Source organism: Tolypothrix bouteillei VB521301 (assembly GCF_000760695.4).
Taxonomy (GTDB): Bacteria; Cyanobacteriota; Cyanobacteriia; order Cyanobacteriales; family Nostocaceae; genus Scytonema; species Scytonema bouteillei_A.
In genome coordinates, this window is sequence record NZ_JHEG04000001.1 from 4,000,465 (window position 1) to 4,019,834 (window position 19,370).

The following is a 19,370-nucleotide window of genomic DNA, read 5'->3' on the forward strand; positions in this document are numbered from 1 at the left end:
CGAGAAACTTTACAAACGAACGCTACTTGGTATGAGTTTAGCCTACTAAATGTGAAGGAATGATACATGAACATTTTTTCGTTAGATGTGTCATTTTTTTTGCTATTTACTTTTGTTTCTCAGTAAAACTCCAGAGCCTATCTCAAGGTAGTATCCTCTACCACCTTGAGTTATAAATTCTTTCTGTCCAAAGGAATATATGTAATATCTGTACAAATTTAAGTAGTTACTGAGTTACTAAAAGTATAGAAAAAATTTTTTCTCTGGTGGTTTATCTCATAAATTCTAGTGAGTCAACTGGCTCACTTCTTACCTCAAGCGGTGGCTCTACCTGGGCATATTTTAAAGGAGGTTCCACCTTGTGTCTCCAACTTAATTCTGTCGAGCAACGCTAGCCCTATCAAAATCAATAAAAAGTTCAAGAAATAATAGCGCTCCCACGTGTTTTCTCTAGGTACTTCCGTTCGTGTAGCGTAACTTTTGGGCAAGTTTGTTCGAGAGCATTGCAATTTGGCACATTGTCCTCAGAATAGAATTCTGGACGACAGGCGCTATCTCCTTACGGAGACGCTACGCGAACAACGGGGGGAACCCAGAGCAGTTGCTTCAACGGGGGGAACCCAGAGCAGTTGCTTCAACGGGGGGAACCCCCGCAACGCACTGCTCTCCGCACGGCGCTGCTCTGGGCAACGCGCTGCCTCGGCTACACAAACGCTCGTCCCTCCGGGTTCGCCCTCCGGGTTCGCCAGTCGCCAGGGCGTGGGAAACCCGCCTGCAGCGCTGGACTCACCGCCTGCGCGGACTTCATATTGAGTCCACGTAGATGGTGAGTAAGCGTCCTGCAAACTGGTTTCCTGCGCCCTCTTTGTTTGTATAGCCTCACCCTTATAGTGTGTTGGTGCAAGATATCGAGATCGCAACTCTGTATTTTCAAGGAAATTAAGGATCTTGTTGCTCCTAAACCCAATTACTGAAGATGTCGCAGAATGAGGTGACATACATCCGTTGCTTCTATTGATTCAGTCGGGAGTAAATGAGTTTGCTGGGTTATAAATAATGGTTGCTCTCCAGGAGCAACGGCTGTCGCGCCATGAGATCCGCGTACCAAAGATGCGTCTAAAGGAATAACATCCATCAAGTAGCGAAAACCAAGCTGTTTTTTCAGCAGTTTTATGCCTATTTTAAATTTGGGAAGTTTAATTTGAGGATCTAGGAAAAGTTCCACTGGATCGTAACCGGGTTTGCGATGGATATCTACTGTTCTGGCAAAATCCGGAGCACGATTGTCATCTAACCAGTAGTAGTAAGTAAACCAGGCGTTGGGTTGAGCGATCGCGACTAACTCTCCCGATCTGGAATGATTGAGATGGTATGCTGGTTTTTCTTCGTCTCCCAACACTTGGGCAACACCTTCTGTTGCTTCTAACAGCGATCGCACTTTAGGTATGTAAAATGGATCGTTGACGTAAACGTGAGCAATTTGATGGTCGGCGACAGCAAATGCTTTACTTGCTCCGGGATCGAGCAATTCCCGCCCCAGTTCTTCTCTTACACTCAGCAACCCTTGTTCTCGCAGCATTCGGTTCAAGTGAACTGGTTGGGATACAGGCGTAATGCCATATTCAGACAGCACAATAACTTGTGTCCCTTGATTTTCGTAGAACTCAATCAGATCCCGACAAACAGCATCAATTTCTTGTAAATCTTTTGCGACTTTTTTGTCTTCCGGTCCAAATTTTTGCAAGCAGTAATCTAAATGAGGTAAGTAAATGAGCGTAAGGGTGGGGTTGCACTTTTGTTCCACCCATTTAGCTGAAGAGGCTATCCACTCACTACATTGAATGGATGTATTGGGACCCCAGAAATTGAACAGAGGAAACTGACCCAGTTCGGTTTGGAGTTCGGATCGCCATTCTTGTGGATAAGTGTAAATGTCGGGCAATTTTCTACCATCAGCAGGATACATTGGTCGGGGCGTCACTGCATAGTCCACTGAAGAGTACATATTGTACCACCAGAACAAATTGGCACAAGTAAAGGATGGATTTAGCGATCGCGCCATATCCCATACTTTTGGTGCTTGAACCAGTTTATTAGACTGTCGCCAAAACTTAATCTCGCAATCGTCGTGAAAATACCAGCCATTAGCAACAATACCGTGCTCGTCAGGCATTTTTCCGGTAAGATAGGTAGCTTGTGCCGTACAGGTAACAGCAGGTAACACGGGCGAAATCGGAACGGTTTTTCCAGAGTATGCCCATTTCCGTAAAAATGGCGTATGTTCTCCCAGTAAACTAGGTGACAATCCGACTACGTTCAGAACAACAGTTTTACGCATGACTTGAAGTTAATTCCTTAACAACGCTCAAACACGGTTGAAAGTACGAAATGATTGCGTGTAGCGCAGCATTTGAATCTTATGCACTCCCTTATTTAATATTTTTTAACATTTATACTCTATTATCTAGGAAACCACAAAAGAACACAGATTTCTCTGTCTTTGCTGGGGTAATTTTTGGGTTATCTAAAAATATAACAAACACATCAAAAAATAGTTCATTTATCCTAAAATTTACATATCTTATAGTTCTATAGTAAAGGTTTATACAAAAGTGAGTCTTGATAGCGAATCGCGGTTTTTATGAGCTATGACAACGACTATCTATGCCTTACAGAAATTCAAAGCAACTTTTCTGAATTTGAGATTGTAACGACATAGATTTGAATTCTCCAAAAGAATATTTAAACCTTCAGATTTTCTCAATTCAAATTGAGATCGAGTACATCATAGCAGTTTTATTTTCCATCACTTTATTGTAGCCAAGTACTCAAGTTTGTAAAAAAAGGACAATGATGATCTCACGTTCATACGCTTTAGGATTAGCCTCAGTAGCTGTTACGTTAATTTGTTTTGGGTTGAATACAACAAAAGCTAACGCCCAAACAAGTTACGAATTTAGCGCTACTTACGATACAGTAGTCACAATCGACCCTTCTTTTAGACCAGACATAGGTATTACTAGAGCAACGATTACAGGCGAAAGTGCTGAGGCTCCATATGGGTTGAGTAATTTTCTCAGCAATACTTACGGTCGATTTGACCCAACAACTAACATTTCTTACTTTAATGCAGATGCATCTGCTTTTGGATTAGAAAATCAGCCAATTCTTGGCGATCGATATTATGGTGGTAGCAATGAATTATATGGAACTGCGAACGACCAAGCTAAATTTGATTTTGTTAACGGTACGGTACAGGGTGGTGGAACTATCACTTTGACTGGTGGTGAGGGTATATTCAAAAATGCAGTTGGTCAAATAACCTTTACCCAAAATGACAGATTAACCAGTACGGATTTGACTGCGCCTTTTAAAGGCAAAGCTCTACTGAAGTTTTCGATACAGACTCCCAAAGCCGTTCCCGAACCAAATACAACGGCTGGGGTAATTGGTATGGGATTTGTTGGCTTGAGTTACTTGTTAGGTAAATACTCTCGAAAGTTGAAGTTCCGGAATTAAAACCCAGTTATAGCCCTGACAACTTCTCTTAAGTTAAAGATTTTGCAGCCATGCTTTGCATATCTCGTTTTCAGGGTCTGCATACTCCCTCTCGTTCCCAGCCACAGCCTGGGAACGAGAGGGAGTATCGTGCAGCATATTTTTAAAACCCTACACCATGCCAACCAGTTATGAAAGCAACTAACAGTCTACCAGACGGTCCGAGGATGCCTGTTTTTCTACGATGGATGAAATTTATTTTTCAGCCGTTGGAATATGTAGAAGATTTTGCCAAAACCTATGGAGACAACTTTACCATTTGGGGTCGCGATAATTCCCACAAAGTCTACTTCAGCCATCCTCAGGCATTACAACAAATTTTTACAGCTGATTCCACTCAGTTAGAAGCTGGTAAGGGAAACACGATCTTAAAATTTCTGGTGGGTGCAAATTCACTGCTTTTACTGGATGGTAACTCTCATCAACGCCAACGCCAACTATTAGCCCCTCCCTTTCATGGAGACAGAATGCGAGCTTATGGTATGGCGATCGCTGAAATTACAGAACAAGTTAGCAAAACTTGGGAGAATGGCAAGCCGTTTAGCATTCACCTGTCAATGCAAGAAATTACCTTGCGCGTTATTTTACGAGTCGTGTTTGGCTTTGATGAGGGGTCTCGTTTGGAACAAATGAGATATTTACTGGCTTCACTGCTCAATTCTATGGATTCTCCCTTAATGTTTGCAGCTTTATTTTTAAAGTTTTTACAGCAAGATTTAGGCGCTTGGAGTCCCTGGGGTCGAGTTGTGAACTTGTTGCAACAAATTGATGAAATGATTTACGGGCTAATTCGGGAGCGCAGAGCAGAATCCAACCAAAGTCGAGAAGATGTCCTCAGTTTGATGATGCACGCACGCGATATAAACGGGGAAACAATGACAGATGAGGAACTACGCGATGAGTTAATGACACTCTTAGTCGCCGGTCATGAAACGACAGCCGCAGCATTGACATGGGCATTTTACTGGATTGATAAATTACCGGAAGTACGTGAAAAATTGCAGAGGGAACTGGATACCGTTAGTCACAACCCCGATCTAAGTACTATTGCTAAATTGCCTTATTTAACGGCAGTATGTCAAGAAACTTTGCGGATTTATCCCGTCGCAATTACTGCTTCTCCTCGCATTGTGCGATCGCCTATCGAAATTATGGGTTACAATTTGCCAGTAGGAACAATTATTTTTCCAAGTGTTTACTTAGCGCATCATCGGGAAGAAGTTTATCCACAATCCAAGCAATTCAAACCAGAACGCTTTTTGGAGAGGCAATTTTCTCCATATGAGTATTTGCCATTTGGTGGTGGTACTCATCGTTGTATTGGTATGGCATTTGCTTTGTATGAAATGAAACTGGTATTGGCCACAATTCTATCGCAGTTTCAGCTATCCTCAGCTAACAAGCATCCCGCACGTCCCGTGCGTCGCGGTTTGACTTTAGTCCCATCAGAAGGTATGCAAATGGTTGCAACACCCATTGAGAAGCGTGTTAAGACTTTGGCAAATCTATAATAGTGGTCTGTCCCATTAATTTTGATAGGCTGCCACCTCGTTCCCAGGCTCAGCCTGGGAACGAGATAAAAACGTTTCACTCCTCAAAACTTTTGGGACAGACCACTACCTACCAACACATTTCTATTGTTTCCTACCATTTTTGACAATACCCATTCATACTCCCTTTGAAGTGATGCTGGTAAATCCAACTTCATTTCTTTTGGCAATACTTCCCAGGTGTATGTTTCTATTTCAAGGTGGTCACAAGCATGATTTTCTTGTAACAGTTCTAATACTGTGGTTATATCATCCTGAGTGGATTGAAATAGCTGATAATCTCTAATAAAAATGGGAACGTGAAAATGAATGCGCCACTCAGAAGCTGTCGTGCTTTCTAAATCCGGTAAAGCTTGTTCTAAATCTTGATAGTGACGCAGTTTGCCATAGCTCTCTCTTGCAATAACTTGGTGTAAATATGTAGATTCAGCAAAAGGTAGCAATCGGTCTTTAATGAGGCGGCGGTGTTTTATATCTCTGGGAATTTGCACCTGTAGCGCAGCACTAATTTGAATTTTACCAACTTGAATTCCTGTAGATTGGAATTTCTGAAAAACTGCTTTTGGGTCTTCATACTCTACAGCAAAATGACAGGTATCGTAACAAACGCGGACGTGATTTAATAAATGGAGTTCTGCTGCTTCAAAAGAAATTCCTAAATGCTTGACTAAACAATCTCTACCAATAGGTAATAAGTAAGTTTGGAAATAATCAACTACTTCAGCTGCATTTTCTATCAACCCATCTGGTTCTGGTTCTAAATCCAAATGAATATTTTTTCCTGTTTCGTGTTTAATTTTTATCATTTCTGCCACTAATTCTGCTATGCGGAGAGTCGCACTACTTTTGACAGAGGCTTGAAAAAGTTGATTGCCTTTAAACCAGGGTTTGTATGATAGCGGTAATGTAGAAATACTCCCTTCTACACCTGAAGGTAAAAGTTTTGCGAGTATGTGTACTAATCTCATGGTGTAGTCCAATCGCTCTTGTTTTGACCAATCGGGTGCGTATACTTGGTCTTTGACAACTTGCCAGTGAAATCCGCCAAATGGAAAGCCATTTAAGGTAAATACATATAAGTTGTGCTCGCTTAACCACGATTGAAATTCTGTTAAATTATTTCCTTCAAGTAATTCCTGAGTTGCGACATCTGCCAATCGCAATCCAATACCAAATGGATTTTGATGGGCGGCAAAATCCCCGAATTCTTCAAGAATTCGGGGATTTGAACTAATTAGTTGTGCTTTTAAAGATGGTATGTACTGCTTTAAGTTATCAAATACTTTGTGCCACTCTTCACCTGGATGAATATTTGTACAGTATGTTAAATGAAAGTTGTTAGTTGTGGCAATTTTCATAATTTTCCCCTTTATCCTACCTGAGCTTTTTTAACTCTTTTCCAAAGTTTCTTTAACTCGTTGACTCTTACCGAACTCTGCTTAATAATTCATTTTGAAAGGCGCTAGTTTGAAAAAGACGTAGGGCGTGTTTTCAAGTGTGTTAGATCCCCTTAAATAAAAGTTTGAAAACACGCCCCAATTGCTAATCCCCAATCCAGCCTGAGGTTGGTAACGTGGAGTTATAAAACTCGCTAAGCAACCAAATTGCTTGTCGGTATAAGGAGAGATCGACTTCGTGAACTTCAATACTTTTACCAATGCCTTGTAGAAGTGTAATTGTCAGTTCGCCACCCAAGTGTTCTCGAAATTCAGTGAGCCCTCGGAACAAACAGTGAGGGTGTTCTGGTCGGTCCATGTTTGCAGCAAGCTCGGATACATATAGCTGAAAGCCTAGGGCTGTCAGTGTATTTAGTATCTGCTGCCACTCCAGGCGAGAGAGCAATCCTAAAAGATAGGAGTAAGTGCTGTCTAAAGCAATACCGATCGCAACTGCTTCTCCATGGCGTAAGCTGTAGTCTGTTAACTGCTCTAGCTTGTGTGCTACCCAATGACCAAAATCTAAGGGACGGGATGAACCCATTTCAAAGGGGTCTCCGCCTTTAGCAATATGGTTCATATGCAATTGAGCGCATCGGTAGATAACATTTTGCATGGCTTTCATATCGCGACAAGCAAGTGCAGTCGCTTGCATGCGGATGTAGTTAAAGAAGCTAGCATCTTTGATAAGTGCTACTTTCACGGCTTCTGCAATGCCAGAACGCCAATCGCGATCGTCTAAAGAAGCCAAAAAAGAAACATCATTTAAAACTGCGTAGGGAGGTGCAAAAGTTCCTAGAAAATTTTTTTTACCAAAAGCGTTGATTCCGTTCTTTACCCCCACACCAGAATCATTTTGCGCGAGTACGGTTGTGGGAACGCGAATCAGACGAACTCCCCGATGTGCTGTTGCGGCTGCATACCCAATCAAGTCTAATGCAGCGCCACCGCCAATCCCTAACAGATAAGAGTGACGACAAAGCCCCACGCTATCAATTACAGCATGAATTTGTTCGAGTAATTTGGGATTGTTTTTGGCTTCTTCCCCACCAGGAATGACAATTGGCTCTGCAACAAGCGCCATCGCATCAGCATAGCGATCGCAGTAGAGCGCTAATTGTTTGGGTAGCATGGGTCGGGAGTACAAAAACCCTGAGTCCACAACTGCCAATATTTTTTTCGGACCCGGTTCTCCATCGGTCGCGATCGTTCGCGCTAACAAAGGGTTTTTAGTGTCAAACAATCCGGTAGTAAAATGTACTGCATAGTTAAAAGTCACAGTAACACTTTGCTGAATTGGTGGTAGACTGTTTACTGTCGTTTTCTGCCTGATTTCCGTAACCATATTTTTTCCGATATTTCAATAAGCGCTGCACGATTTAGAGCTTGAGGGAAGATCTTTATTGAGTGAGAACCGTCAATCCTGACTGAATTATTGATGGTGTATATTGGAATACTATTAATGCATGCGAACGAGCAAATGTAGATTCCGCTAGAACTGTATCAGATTGAAAAAGCTGTATTTTCTTGATGTTTTTTAGAAGAATTGCTTTGATTGGGAGAACTAGTTGTTTCTTGAGCCAAAAAGCTTTGGCTGGTTTCAAATTCTTTGATTAATCCCTCTCGGTCTTTCCGAGCTACTAACATTGCCAAACGGTTATAGGTATCAGCTAGTCGGGCTATTGCTTGACATCTCTCTGGCGTTGCCAACATAATGTCCACACATAAGTTTGGATTTTGTGCAAACAATCTTTGAATGATGTCAATTTCTTGGCGATAGCTGGGGCTAGACATTAACAAGCTACGTTCTATGTCTACTTTCTCTTGTGCTAAGAAAACTCCCACGCTAAATCTTGAAAAGTGACGGGTTGCTTGAATCATCACCATCATGCGATCGTGTTCTTCAGGCGTAGAAACAATAACTTCACCCCCTCGATCTTGAACGAGTTCTAATAACCATTGAAATGATTCTTCATTTCGAGCAGGACACGCAACTACTTTTTGCCCTACAAAAGACTTGACATTGGGACCAAACATGGGGTGCAATCCCATCACCGGACCGCTGTGGTGGTCTAACATTGCTTGAACAGGTTCGACCTTCAAACTTGTAATATCACAGAGTGCTGTAGTTGGCGCAAGATATTGAGCAGCCCGCTTTATCACTTCGGTTGTTCGTGCAATAGGAACGCTAACCATAACGAGGTTTGCTGAACCAAGCAATTCATCCGCTCGATCCCAATCTTCGTTTTCTAAAATGCTGACTGTATGACCCGCGATCGCAAGTTGAGTCGTAAAAAATTTCCCCATCCTGCCACGTCCACCAATTATGGTAATCTTTTGAGGTGCGACATTGTTAGTAGAAAAACTGGAAATATTTTGCGATCGCTTGGCATAACAACTTTGTACTATATTGGTCCAAAGTGATTCCGGAATACCAGCTTCAGCAAGTAAGGAAATTGCATATGCAAGTTGTTCCTCAAGAACGGGTATTTTTGATATTTCTGAACTTGACAGGAGATCTCGCGAGAGATCCCTTGGGTTTCGATCTGTTTGTTTGAGCTTTTCTGGAATCATAAGTTCTTAGTTGTTAGTTGTTATTTGTTGATTTTTAGTAGAATAATTAACCACCAACCACTAACAAATAACCAATAACTAGTTAGTAGAAGTTAATTTTGGTAAGACATCCAAAGAAGGGGATGTAGATGTTGAAGTCACAACTTCAGCGAACAGTGCTTCATAAGCGGTTAGTGCTTGCTCAAAAGAATAATGCTCAATAGCAAATTGCCGTCCCTGCTTGCCAAGTTGTGCTACTTTTTCTGGATTTTTGTAAAGTTCTAAAACTGCAGATGCCATAGCGCGTGGTGATTCAGGCGCAATAACTATACCGCCACCACTTTTTCTAACAGCACGCGCTGCTGTTCCAGATGCGGGAACCGATGCGAGAATGGGGCGACCGGAAGCAAGTAGCAGTGGTATTTTAGAAGGCATATTGAAGGAAATGACGTTGCGTTTTTGCACCACCAATCCTAAATCGGCTGCAGCCAGCATTTCGGGAAGTTTTTCTCGTGTCACAAGTGGTATGAGTAAAACATTGTCTGCTCCACAACTGTGGCAGTATTTCCTCAATCTTTGCAGCGCTTTTGACTCACCTGCAATGATAAATACAATTTCTGGAATGTGGCGTAAGGAAGTTGCTGCCTCTATAACTGTCTCTAAACCTTGAGTGAGAGCGATGTTACCCGAGTACAGCACAACAAACTTGTCCTCTAACTGATAAGTGGCTCGAAAAACATTTCTTTGCTTTGGCAAGGGACGGATAAAATTAACATTGACCCAATTGGGAATGCAAGAAATTTTCCGTGATGGAACTCCTTTGTTTATTAAATTTTCTCTAAATCCATCCGCAATAACACTAATTCTATGACTGTACCGATAAGCAAATTTTTCCAAAGCTTCTAAGGCGCGAATCATCAATTTATTTTCAATCAATCCAACGCGTATAGCTGCTTCTGGTAAAATGTCTTGCACGTTTAATATAATCGGGCAGTTGTATATCCAACCCAGTAAAATAGCAGGAAGTGATATTAATAATGGTGGTACTGTTAAAAGAATAACATCTGGCTGCCAACCGCTAATAGCTTGCGGTAAGCTTGTAAACACAAAACTCAACTCCAGTAACAGTCTGTCTATGAGATTGGGTTTAGATTTGATTCGCAGATAACTGCGCTGGATAGTAACGCCATTTTTGAATTCTGTGACAAACCACTTGCCTTTATACTCCTCGTATATTTCGCGCTGCGGGTAGTTTGGCATTCCTGTAATTACTCTCACTTGATGCCCTTGCTTGACTAGTCCTTCTGCTAGTTCAGTCATCAGAGGAGCAATGCCAATTGGTTCTGGATGATAGTTGTAGGAGTAAATCAGAATTCTCATTTAACAGTGACCGGTGAACAGTGAGCAATGAGCAGTAGGTAGTGACCAAAATCCAAATAATTGGTCTTTGCTTAAGTAACGGCAAAGATTTTTGACAGTGTCATTGAAAGAGGTAGTAACAACAGGACGATTAACCCGTATGGCAAGCTAGCAAAACCAGCAGCTACTGTAGCATCTAATACAATTAGTGATAAAATACCCGCTCGTACAGCTATACGAATGTTTTCTGGGCTGGGTTTGCCAGTAGCATTTATAAAAGGTAGCAAGACTCGGATCGCTAGCAGTACAACAAATGGTAGTGCCGCAAGCAGGTGATAATTATTCAATAAACCCAAACCTAAAAGCCCGACAATAACCGTACTCATCAGCAGTAGCGCAATAATGCCAGTACTGACTTTACCTCCGTGTACTTCACCTCGGCTTAAGGTAGTAATCGCAGCGATGTAAACAATAGGAATTAAAGAAAGAAGCCACCATTCTCCAATCATTGATGACATTGCACTCACGCCTAGCAGTAAGTTACAGCCGCGACACAACCCCATATTAAACGGTCCAAAAACAGGGTTATGCTTTCCCCAAGCATCATACAAAAGAGCCAATACAGCGATACTACTAGCCAAAGTTACACTTAGCAAACTCACTTGCAAAGCTGCTAGGATACCTATGCATAAAAACAGGCTTCCTACGAGAATTGCCTCTGTACGAGATGTTCTTCCACTCGGAATAGGTCTTTCAGGTCGTTCTATAGCGTCTATATCGGCATCAAATACATCATTAAAAATAACACCTCCACCGTATAAACCCGTAGTTGATAACAGCAGCCATGCTAGTGATGATAAGTTATCTGACCCCCCAATGGCAGCTTGATTTGCAAGGACAATACTTCCTGAAGCTGCAAAACCTGCTAAAATATCAGCCCATGCAGTGACAATGTTGGCTGGTCTCATTAACTGAAAATATGCCTGCAATCGCGGTTTTGTCAGAATTGCTGTGTTCATAGTAAGGGCTAATGGCTAATGGCTAATGGCTAATGGCTGATGGCTAATGGCTAATGGCTAATGGCTGATGGCTAATGGCTAATGGCTAATGGCTAATGGCTAATGGCTAATGGCTAATGGCTAATGGCTAATTGCTGATGGCTAATGGCTAATGGCTAATGGTGAGTCCAGTCCTGTAGGCGGGTTTCCCGCGCCCTGGGAACTGGCGAACAAGGGATGGCTAATGGCTAATGGCTGAGGGCTGAGGGCTGAGGGCTAATGGCTAATAGGTAATGCAATTAACAATTAGCTATTAGCTATTAGCTATTAGCAATTAGCTATTAGCTCTTTACTCAATAAGTGCATATTCGCGAGCGGGAGTTTCTACAACAGGTTTTTGTCCCCGCAGTACGGAGTTCCCATTAAATAACTGGCGTTGATCTATGGGTGATGGATTGAGCCAGTCTGATTCTTTCATTTGACCGCTTTGGCTGTAAGCTAGAAGTGCGTTTTCATAACAAACGGCTCGCACGTCTGCTTCTGGAATTCCTCTGTCTAGCATCAGTCGAGCTGTTTTGGGTACTGCTAGCGGATCGCTCACTCCCCAATCAGCACTGCTGTCTACAATAATGCGATCGCACCCGTATTGGCGAACTATTTCTACCATGCGAGCATTACCCATTTTTGTGTTTGGGTAAATTGTAAAAGCTGCCCAAAAACCGCGTTCTAAAACTTCTTGCACGGTTTCTTCGTTGTTGTGATCTACAATGACTTGTGATGGTTTTAATCCGTGCTCCAAGCATACATCCATACTGCGACTGGTTCCTGCTTTTTTATCGCGATGTGGTGTATGAATCATTACCAGCATATCCAATTCTTTTGCCAACTCCAACTGCAAGCGGAAGTATTTGTCTTCTGCAGGAGTCATATCGTCGTAGCCAATTTCACCAATCGCAACGACACCTTCTTTACAGGCGTACAGGGGTAACAACTCCATAACTTGCTCTGCTAGAGGTTCGTTGTTCGCTTCTTTGGAGTTTAACCCAATTGTACAGTAATGCTTTATACCAAACTGTGCGGCACGAAATCGTTCCCACCCAACTAGGCTGCTAAAGTAATCTTGGTAAGAACCAACACTAGTACGGGGTTGTCCAAACCAAAATGCTGGCTCAATAACTGCTACAATTCCAGCTTGACGCATCATCTGATAATCGTCGGTAGTGCGGGAACTCATGTGAATGTGAGGATCTATAAACATCATCTAGGTTAGTGGCTAGTGGTTGATGGTTGGTGGTTGGTGGTCGGTGCTTGCTAGTCAGTAGTTAGTCTTTAATAGAACAACTAACGACTAACCACTAACCAAACTCTCCCAAGAAATCCGCCCTGCTTGAATTTCAGCTTGTAAGTTGGGATAGCGATTGAGTATTTCTTGGGCTGCTTTTTCGGGACACTCAAAACAGGCGATCGCAGCAGCTGCTTGTTGGATGGGATCGGTGTCTTGTATAACTCGCTCTAAATCCTCTAACATTGAACCCTTGGCAAATTTTCCAACTAAACGCCAAAGTTCGGGCGAGACCGTGCGCTTAGCAGACCAACGTTCGTGGGCGTAATCAACAAGCATTCTTGCAAGTACTGGATTTGCGCGGCGATCGATCCCTTGGATTAAATGTAGGGGGCTACCTACAAACAAAGCTTTCAGGACTATCTGATTCCATGCGATATCATCAAGATATTCACAGGGATAGGGATTCCGCAAAGCAATGGCATTAAACACTGCTGTCATATTGCTGCGAACTCCTTCTGCAGCACGGGCGCGAAGCCTTTCTGGATAATGTAGCAGTGGTAAAGCTTGGTAAAGTGCAACAAGTTCTCCTACATCAGCAGCTGCGAAAACTTGCTCTAGGGTTTGCAAGTACTTCTCTATGTCACTTTGAGGTAAAGACAGCAATAAAAGTGTACGAGCTGCTTGGTCTACACTCCAATGAGAAGGGAACCAACCTTTCCTTACTGCTGAAGCAGTTTCTAGATCTTCTAAGGTTAAATTTAAGTCATTTTTGCCTGTATAGCGAGGGACAGCACTGAAAGTAGTGAAAAACACTCGCACGCTAGCACCATTTTCTATTTGTGCTTTTTTGGTAGTCAACCAGTTGAAACTTTCTTCCTCAACTCTTAGTGAGAGCCAACCATAAAGTAAATCAGTTACATTAACATTTATTCTTTTTAAAGAAATTGTAGCAACCATAGCATGGAAGGAATGTGAGTTTAATGAGATAACAAAAGACAGTTGATAGAGAAAAGGCTTGAATAATTGAATATTACTGAAGCGAGGAAATAAATATATATGTTGATTGTTGTCGATGTGTTAATAAACGAGTAGCGTGGGAAATGTCCACCACTAAGTATCTAAGTGGTGGATATCGCCCACCCTATGTATTGTGTTCAATGATTAGTAAAAGACAACTTTCGATTTATTTCCCACAACAAACTGTATGAGAGACTCAACGAAAGTTATCCCTCTACACTTACGGTTGAATTTTTGCGATTTTTCCGCAGTTTGGATATGACAACGCCAAATCCCAGCAATCCTAAACCCAATACGGATGTAGGTTCGGGTACTTTTGCACCGGGTTTGTTGTCCACGTTTAACACTTGAACGCGACCTTGGAAAAAGTCACCAACATAGAGTTTGCCTCTATCGTAGTGTAAACCAGCAGTCCAGTTGAAGACCCCAGGTTCGAGAACAAGGGGATTACCAAAAGGAGGACCGCTTTGATCGGGAGGTGGTACAACTTCACCAGCTGCGTTGCGAGCGGGTTCGCCATATGCAGTTAGGAAATTACCATCCTTGTCAAATACCTGGATGCGGCTGTTTTGAGAATCAGCTACGTAAATATTTTCGTACTCGTCTACTTCTACACCAATTGGCTCTCTTAATTGTCCGAGTTCGGAACCGCGAGAACCAAAAGCAAACAGAGCGTTACCGTCTGAATCTAAAACTTGAACGCGACCGTTATATTGATCGCCTACGTAAATTCTTCCGGTATTTGGAGAAACGCTTATGCCTGCGGGACCGACGTACTGTCCCAACTCGCTACCATTGCTACCAACAGTTTTAACGAGTTCGCCAGTATTGGCATTATATACCTTAACTACGTCAGCACTAAAATCAGTTATCCAGATATTGCCTTTTTTATCAAAAGACATACCACCAGGTCCAAAGAAGAGTCTACCTTGTACGGGTCCTCCAAAGGAGCCATAGGATCTGATATATTCACCAGTGTTAGGATTGTACACGTCAATTTCACTGTTAAATACATCACCTACATGTAGGTTACCAGTTACCGGGTCAAATTTTACGTCTGCTGGTTCGTCAAATCCTTCTCCTTTTCCTTGGCGACCGCTACCGATCGCTCTAAGATAGTTACCTTGTTGGTCAAATACGTCAACGCGGTTACCGACGTTTGGATTGAAAGAACCGTCTGGATTGAGACCTCGACCGTTACTGACAAATAACTGATTGGTGGAGTCTTGGACTCCCAGACCTTGAGGAACAAAAAGTTGTCCGGGGGCTAAACCGGGACTGCTAAGACTCTTATCGTATGTTAAGGTAACAGCTTTAGCTTGAGCTGCTGCAGTTCCTACCATAACGCTAGCACTGACTAAGGCAACTGATAAATTCTTTACTAATCCCATAATGACTTCTCAATGTGATGAGTTATACTTTGGTTGTGTTTGCGTTCTCAGACTCAGTCTGAGGATTTTGGATTTGAGTTGCTGCCTTTCTAACCACTCTTTTAGGCAGCAACTTAATTTCTCAGTCATTCTTAGAAATTTGCTAAGACATGGGGATTATAGAATTTCTACCTTAGCAAGTAACTCTTCTTGGCGCTTGCGCTTTAACATCCTACCTGCAAATCCAGCAACCGCTACCAATCCAAATACAGCCGCAGGTTCTGGTACCTTCTTAGATCCACCTTCACCTTCTTCAAGGTCAAACGCAAGGACTGTTCCTTGTTTTGCAAATCGGCTACCAGCTACTGCGTATAATTTACCGTCAGGACCAAAATCTAAAACGCTAGCTGCACCAAGTTCCGGACCGCTGTAGACCGTTTCGCGAGTTCCATCAGTCGCTACTTTAATGATAGAACCGCTCTTATCTCCACCTGGTGCTAGAGCTTCCCATTCAGGAGTATTGTAGTGCTGCAACACATATAGCTCGCCTCGTTCGTTGAAAGCTAAATCTGTGAGCTGTGTGAAGCCTTCGGCAACAGTTGTAAATTGCTCCAAATCATCACTGATTTTCCAAACTCTTGCCCTACCCTCTGGATAAGGGAAGAAAGTGTATTCAGTGGCATAGAGAGACCCATCTGGACCTATTTTAATTCCTGTAGGTACTGATTGCTCTGTTGGTTGGAAAGCAATAGATTGATCCGCTCCTAGACCCAAAGCTTCAGGGCTGGGGAATTTCAGCTCGTCAACAGGTACGTTTTGTCTGGGGAATGCATTAACTTTTACAATACCTTCGCCATTCAATCCCACTTTGTATATAACGTTTGCACCCCCGTCTGTAACGTAAGCATAACCATCCTTGATTGCTAAGCTGTAGGGATTAACAATTAAATCTGTGCCATCAGGATTGAATTCGGTCTCATATTTCGCAAAATCGGCGAGGCTTTTCTTCTCACCAGTGTTCAAGTCTATTTCGTAAAGCTGTGCAAGTGTAGGAACTTCTAAGACGCTATCGCGATTTCTAGGATCGCCAGCCATACCATATACAAGATAAGCTTTGCCGTTATAAAACTGAAGATCTGCAGGACCAGCTCCTTGATCTTGTAAGGGTTGTTGTGCTAGAGACGGAAGGTTACTAAGAACACGTTCTGATTGACCGGTCGTTACATCAACTTTGGTGATCGCACCGGTATCGCCAGCACAAATAGGAACGTATTGGGTACTTGGTGATGGTGTACATCTTCTACCACCATCGCCATCGCCTCCCACACCACCTTCTGATAGGTAAAGATAGCCATCAGGACTGAAGGTCGCATGATTGACGTTATCAAAACCGGAAGCCACTGTCTTAAAAGTTACAGCCTGTGCAGCGCTTGTTCCGCTAGCGGTTGCAGCACAAAACGTAAATAATGCAAGGGCAAATGACTTGAATTTCATATTTGCTGAAATTGAGTGTTGGTAGTTTGTGGAATGTTGGACAGCGTTATAAATAAGAAGCCCCAATGACTGGGATTTAAATATCAAGCATCCCTCTTACAGCGACTTACAGCGATAAGTAGCCAGTCATAACTGGTCACTTATAACTAATAGCCGATCGGGTTGACTTGAAACTTTTTGAAAAAGTCTGAAGGTTCAACAAGAATCAAGGATGAAAGTAGCTTTTCAGTATGTGAAAGTTCTTTTGTTTAGCGTTTTTCAGCCTTATATCTGGGAATTTAAGGCATTTTTCATCCTTTATTCTTTATCCTTCATCCTTTACATATGAGGTGCTTTTCGCTTACCTTTGCGTAACTGATAAATGCTGAAAGCACCTAATCCTAAAATGCTTAAAGTGGAGGTGGGTTCGGGAACAGATTTTGAATTATTAACTCTTAAAACTTGTCCTTTTCCTGGAACACCACTTCGATTTGCTATGTAAACACTACCATCGGAACCGATCGCCAGACCACCAGGTCCTTCCAGTCCGTTACCGCTAAGCAGAGTTGTACGGGTGCCATCGGGTGCTACTTTGATAACAGAACCATTTAGATTGCCCGTCCAAGATGGTTGATTTGCATACTGCAAAGCATACAAATTTCCTTCCGTATCAAAGGCTAGATCCCGAAGTTGTGTAAAATTTTCTGCATAAACTGTAGGTTGACCATCAGAGCCTACTCGGTATATTTTAGCTCCTCCTTCCGGAAAAGGAAAGCCAGTAAATATGCTTACGTAATAAGCACCATCTGGACCTTTAGCAATACCTGTAGGAACTGCTTGTGTGGAAAACTCGGTCACTGGCGGTGGTTCGGGAGAATCTGGAACTTCAGATGGTTCGACAGATGGAGTGTTAGATGGCGGGAAAACAGGATTTGCGATCGTTTGCTTGGGAATAACTGCGATCGCCCTCAAATTGCTTCCGTCAGTGCTAACACTGAGCAAGTCGTTTGCACTTGAATCAACGACAACAAAATTATTACCATCTAGCAAAAAAGATATTGGGCTACTACTTATATTTTCTCCATCTGGATTGTTAGCTAATTCATAACTGGCTATATCAGAAACACTAGTCCAAGTATTTGTATTAAAGTCAGGAGCAATAATTTTTCCAAGATCGGTATCACCTAATATATTGTTACGAAAGCTTGGATTAGCTCCCAACGCCGTTACGATATACGGTTTTCCAGTTGAATCAAATAGTATACTGCGAGGACCAGCAGCTTGGGCACCACTAGAGGCGCTTATAGAAGGAAGCCCGGTGAGAACGCGTTCTTGCTTCCCATCTTTAATTCTTGTAACAGCACCGGTCGCTCCGTAACACAAATTGTCACCTTGACCGCTTGGGGGTGGGACACAAGGACCGCTTCCGCCTTTCCCGGCTTCTACAGCATAAATACTACCGTCAGGACCGATGCTTAGACCTTGTACGTTGTCAAGACCGTCAGCAATAACCGTAAACGATGCAGCTTTTGCTGCGTTCATGCCAAAAAGAGTCGCAACGCAAAAAGAAAGAAGTGTTGTGGTGATATGCTTGAGTTTCATCGTCTTGTAAATGGTTATTGGTTAGTAGTTAGTAGTTATTGCTTATTGATAAGTAGCTAAGTACTCTACTAACAACTAACAACTAACAAATCACTAGTACAGTAGGGCGTAAATAAGGCAAGCATTAATAAGAAGCAAGAAGCATATATTCAAAGTTTTTGAACCTTCTGCCCTCTGCCTCCGGACTTCTGCCTTCATGTACTAGTGACTGTTTGGCATATAACTCAAACCTTGAGCTAAGGTATTTAAATTACCTGCTTTAGCTTCCAAAAGACGTTTAATATTTAAACTTTCAGAGCCAAAGTCTTCAATTTGAAGTTTGCCATGAGGAAGTTGCTCGCCAGCTTTCCAAAATGTAATCCGGTGTTGGATAAAACCTGGAGCATTGGGATCGCCAAAAGCATAAGAAGTTGGAATTAACAACACCGGAGAGCGTTGATAAAATCCATAGTCTGGGTAATAAAATTCATGCTCTAGCAAATACCATTTGCTGACAGGTTGCAGTCGCTGGGTTACCTTCACCTTTTGGTTGTACTCATCGCGAAACTCACCTGAAGAACCAGCAATCTCACCATCTGCATGCAGCAAGTGCGCCCAATCATCCATGTTCTTGAGATCTGATAAAAACTCAATACCCATTTCTATGGGGGCATTAACATAGATAGTATCGGTGTCAATATAATAGCGTCCTTTAGCTGCAGAGGTAAGACCAGCTTTGCGCTCTAAGTTACCCTTGAGGGAACGACACTCGGAAGTATGTACCGTGTGAATTCCCTCCATGATTAATGGCGATCGCCGTTTTGGATCGACAAAGCTAATCCAGTGCAAGTAGACGCCTTTTTCATCAGTTCCCGGCTCAATGTAATCGGGAGAAAACAGTAGGACGGGATAAACCTGATAGTATTTCTGATACTCCAACCCGCAATGCCATTCGATGCCATGAAAATGCGGGTGGTCTAATTTCTTAACGTGATAGTAGAGCTTTGTTTGGTAGCCAGATGCAGTTCCCAGCCAGGTATCTTCATCAACTTGCTCTTGCATCCGGCTGTAGAGCGTCCATTCGTCTAAGTTTTTTAGACTACAGAGGTAGTCATAAGCAGTCTCTGGCGCAGTCGCAATATACGCGGATGTTGCAAATGTATTTCTTTCCGTTACCATTTGTGTCTCCT

Annotated in this window: 14 protein-coding genes; 2 read left to right on the forward strand and 12 right to left on the reverse strand. The window is 42.5% G+C overall.

The features are described 5' to 3' along the window. Positions 1–967 precede the first annotated feature (967 nt). Complete coding sequence (locus HC643_RS15900) at positions 968–2,338, reverse strand: alkaline phosphatase family protein (protein ID WP_038080695.1); 1,371 nt, start codon at positions 2,336–2,338, stop codon at positions 968–970. 512 nt (positions 2,339–2,850) lie between these two features. On the opposite strand from HC643_RS15900, the gene HC643_RS15905 reads away from it, so the two are divergent. After that, positions 2,851–3,519, forward strand: coding sequence for a hypothetical protein (locus HC643_RS15905; RefSeq protein ID WP_237265887.1), 669 nt, complete (start codon positions 2,851–2,853; stop codon positions 3,517–3,519). Positions 3,520–3,689: 170 nt separating this feature from the next. Continuing rightward, positions 3,690–5,069 (forward strand): cytochrome P450, encoded by a 1,380-nt coding sequence (locus HC643_RS15910; protein WP_038080692.1) that lies wholly within the window; start codon positions 3,690–3,692, stop codon positions 5,067–5,069. Between the two features lie 83 nt (positions 5,070–5,152). On the opposite strand, the gene eboE is transcribed toward HC643_RS15910, so the two are convergent. The 11 genes from eboE to scyC all read right to left on the reverse strand — a co-directional run bounded on the left by eboE (position 5,153) and on the right by scyC (position 19,359). Continuing rightward, positions 5,153–6,466: a metabolite traffic protein EboE gene (gene eboE / locus HC643_RS15915; protein WP_038080690.1), complete on the reverse strand. Its 1,314-nt coding sequence runs from the start codon at positions 6,464–6,466 to the stop codon at positions 5,153–5,155. Between the two features lie 184 nt (positions 6,467–6,650). Beyond that, positions 6,651–7,889: a 3-dehydroquinate synthase gene (locus HC643_RS15920; RefSeq protein WP_038080688.1), complete on the reverse strand. Its 1,239-nt coding sequence runs from the start codon at positions 7,887–7,889 to the stop codon at positions 6,651–6,653. A 158-nt stretch (positions 7,890–8,047) separates the two neighbouring features. Next, on the reverse strand, positions 8,048–9,118 hold the full coding sequence (gene tyrA / locus HC643_RS15925; protein ID WP_050045839.1) for a bifunctional chorismate mutase/prephenate dehydrogenase: 1,071 nt from the start codon (positions 9,116–9,118) through the stop codon (positions 8,048–8,050). A 78-nt stretch (positions 9,119–9,196) separates the two neighbouring features. Then, complete coding sequence (locus HC643_RS15930; protein WP_038080686.1) at positions 9,197–10,477, reverse strand: glycosyltransferase family 4 protein; 1,281 nt, start codon at positions 10,475–10,477, stop codon at positions 9,197–9,199. A 71-nt stretch (positions 10,478–10,548) separates the two neighbouring features. Then, complete coding sequence (eboC, locus tag HC643_RS15935) at positions 10,549–11,475, reverse strand: UbiA-like protein EboC (RefSeq protein WP_038080685.1); 927 nt, start codon at positions 11,473–11,475, stop codon at positions 10,549–10,551. A 328-nt stretch (positions 11,476–11,803) separates the two neighbouring features. Further along, on the reverse strand, positions 11,804–12,715 hold the full coding sequence (locus HC643_RS15940) for a TatD family hydrolase (protein ID WP_153021468.1): 912 nt from the start codon (positions 12,713–12,715) through the stop codon (positions 11,804–11,806). Positions 12,716–12,802: 87 nt separating this feature from the next. Then, positions 12,803–13,696, reverse strand: coding sequence for an EboA family metabolite traffic protein (locus HC643_RS15945; RefSeq protein ID WP_038080684.1), 894 nt, complete (start codon positions 13,694–13,696; stop codon positions 12,803–12,805). A 266-nt stretch (positions 13,697–13,962) separates the two neighbouring features. After that, the gene (gene scyF / locus HC643_RS15950) at positions 13,963–15,147 is read right to left on the reverse strand and encodes a scytonemin biosynthesis PEP-CTERM protein ScyF (protein ID WP_038080683.1); all 1,185 of its coding nucleotides are present in this window, start codon (positions 15,145–15,147) and stop codon (positions 13,963–13,965) included. A gap of 156 nt (positions 15,148–15,303) precedes the next feature. Next, entirely contained in the window at positions 15,304–16,620 is a 1,317-nt protein-coding gene (locus HC643_RS15955) for a ScyD/ScyE family protein (protein WP_038080682.1), read from the reverse strand. 318 nt (positions 16,621–16,938) lie between these two features. Then, a complete protein-coding gene (locus HC643_RS15960; RefSeq protein ID WP_038080680.1) occupies positions 16,939–18,201 on the reverse strand; it encodes a ScyD/ScyE family protein in 1,263 nt (420 codons plus the stop codon). Between the two features lie 201 nt (positions 18,202–18,402). Further along, the gene (scyC, locus tag HC643_RS15965) at positions 18,403–19,359 is read right to left on the reverse strand and encodes a scytonemin biosynthesis cyclase/decarboxylase ScyC (RefSeq protein ID WP_038080679.1); all 957 of its coding nucleotides are present in this window, start codon (positions 19,357–19,359) and stop codon (positions 18,403–18,405) included. Between the last annotated feature and the right edge of the window lie 11 nt (positions 19,360–19,370).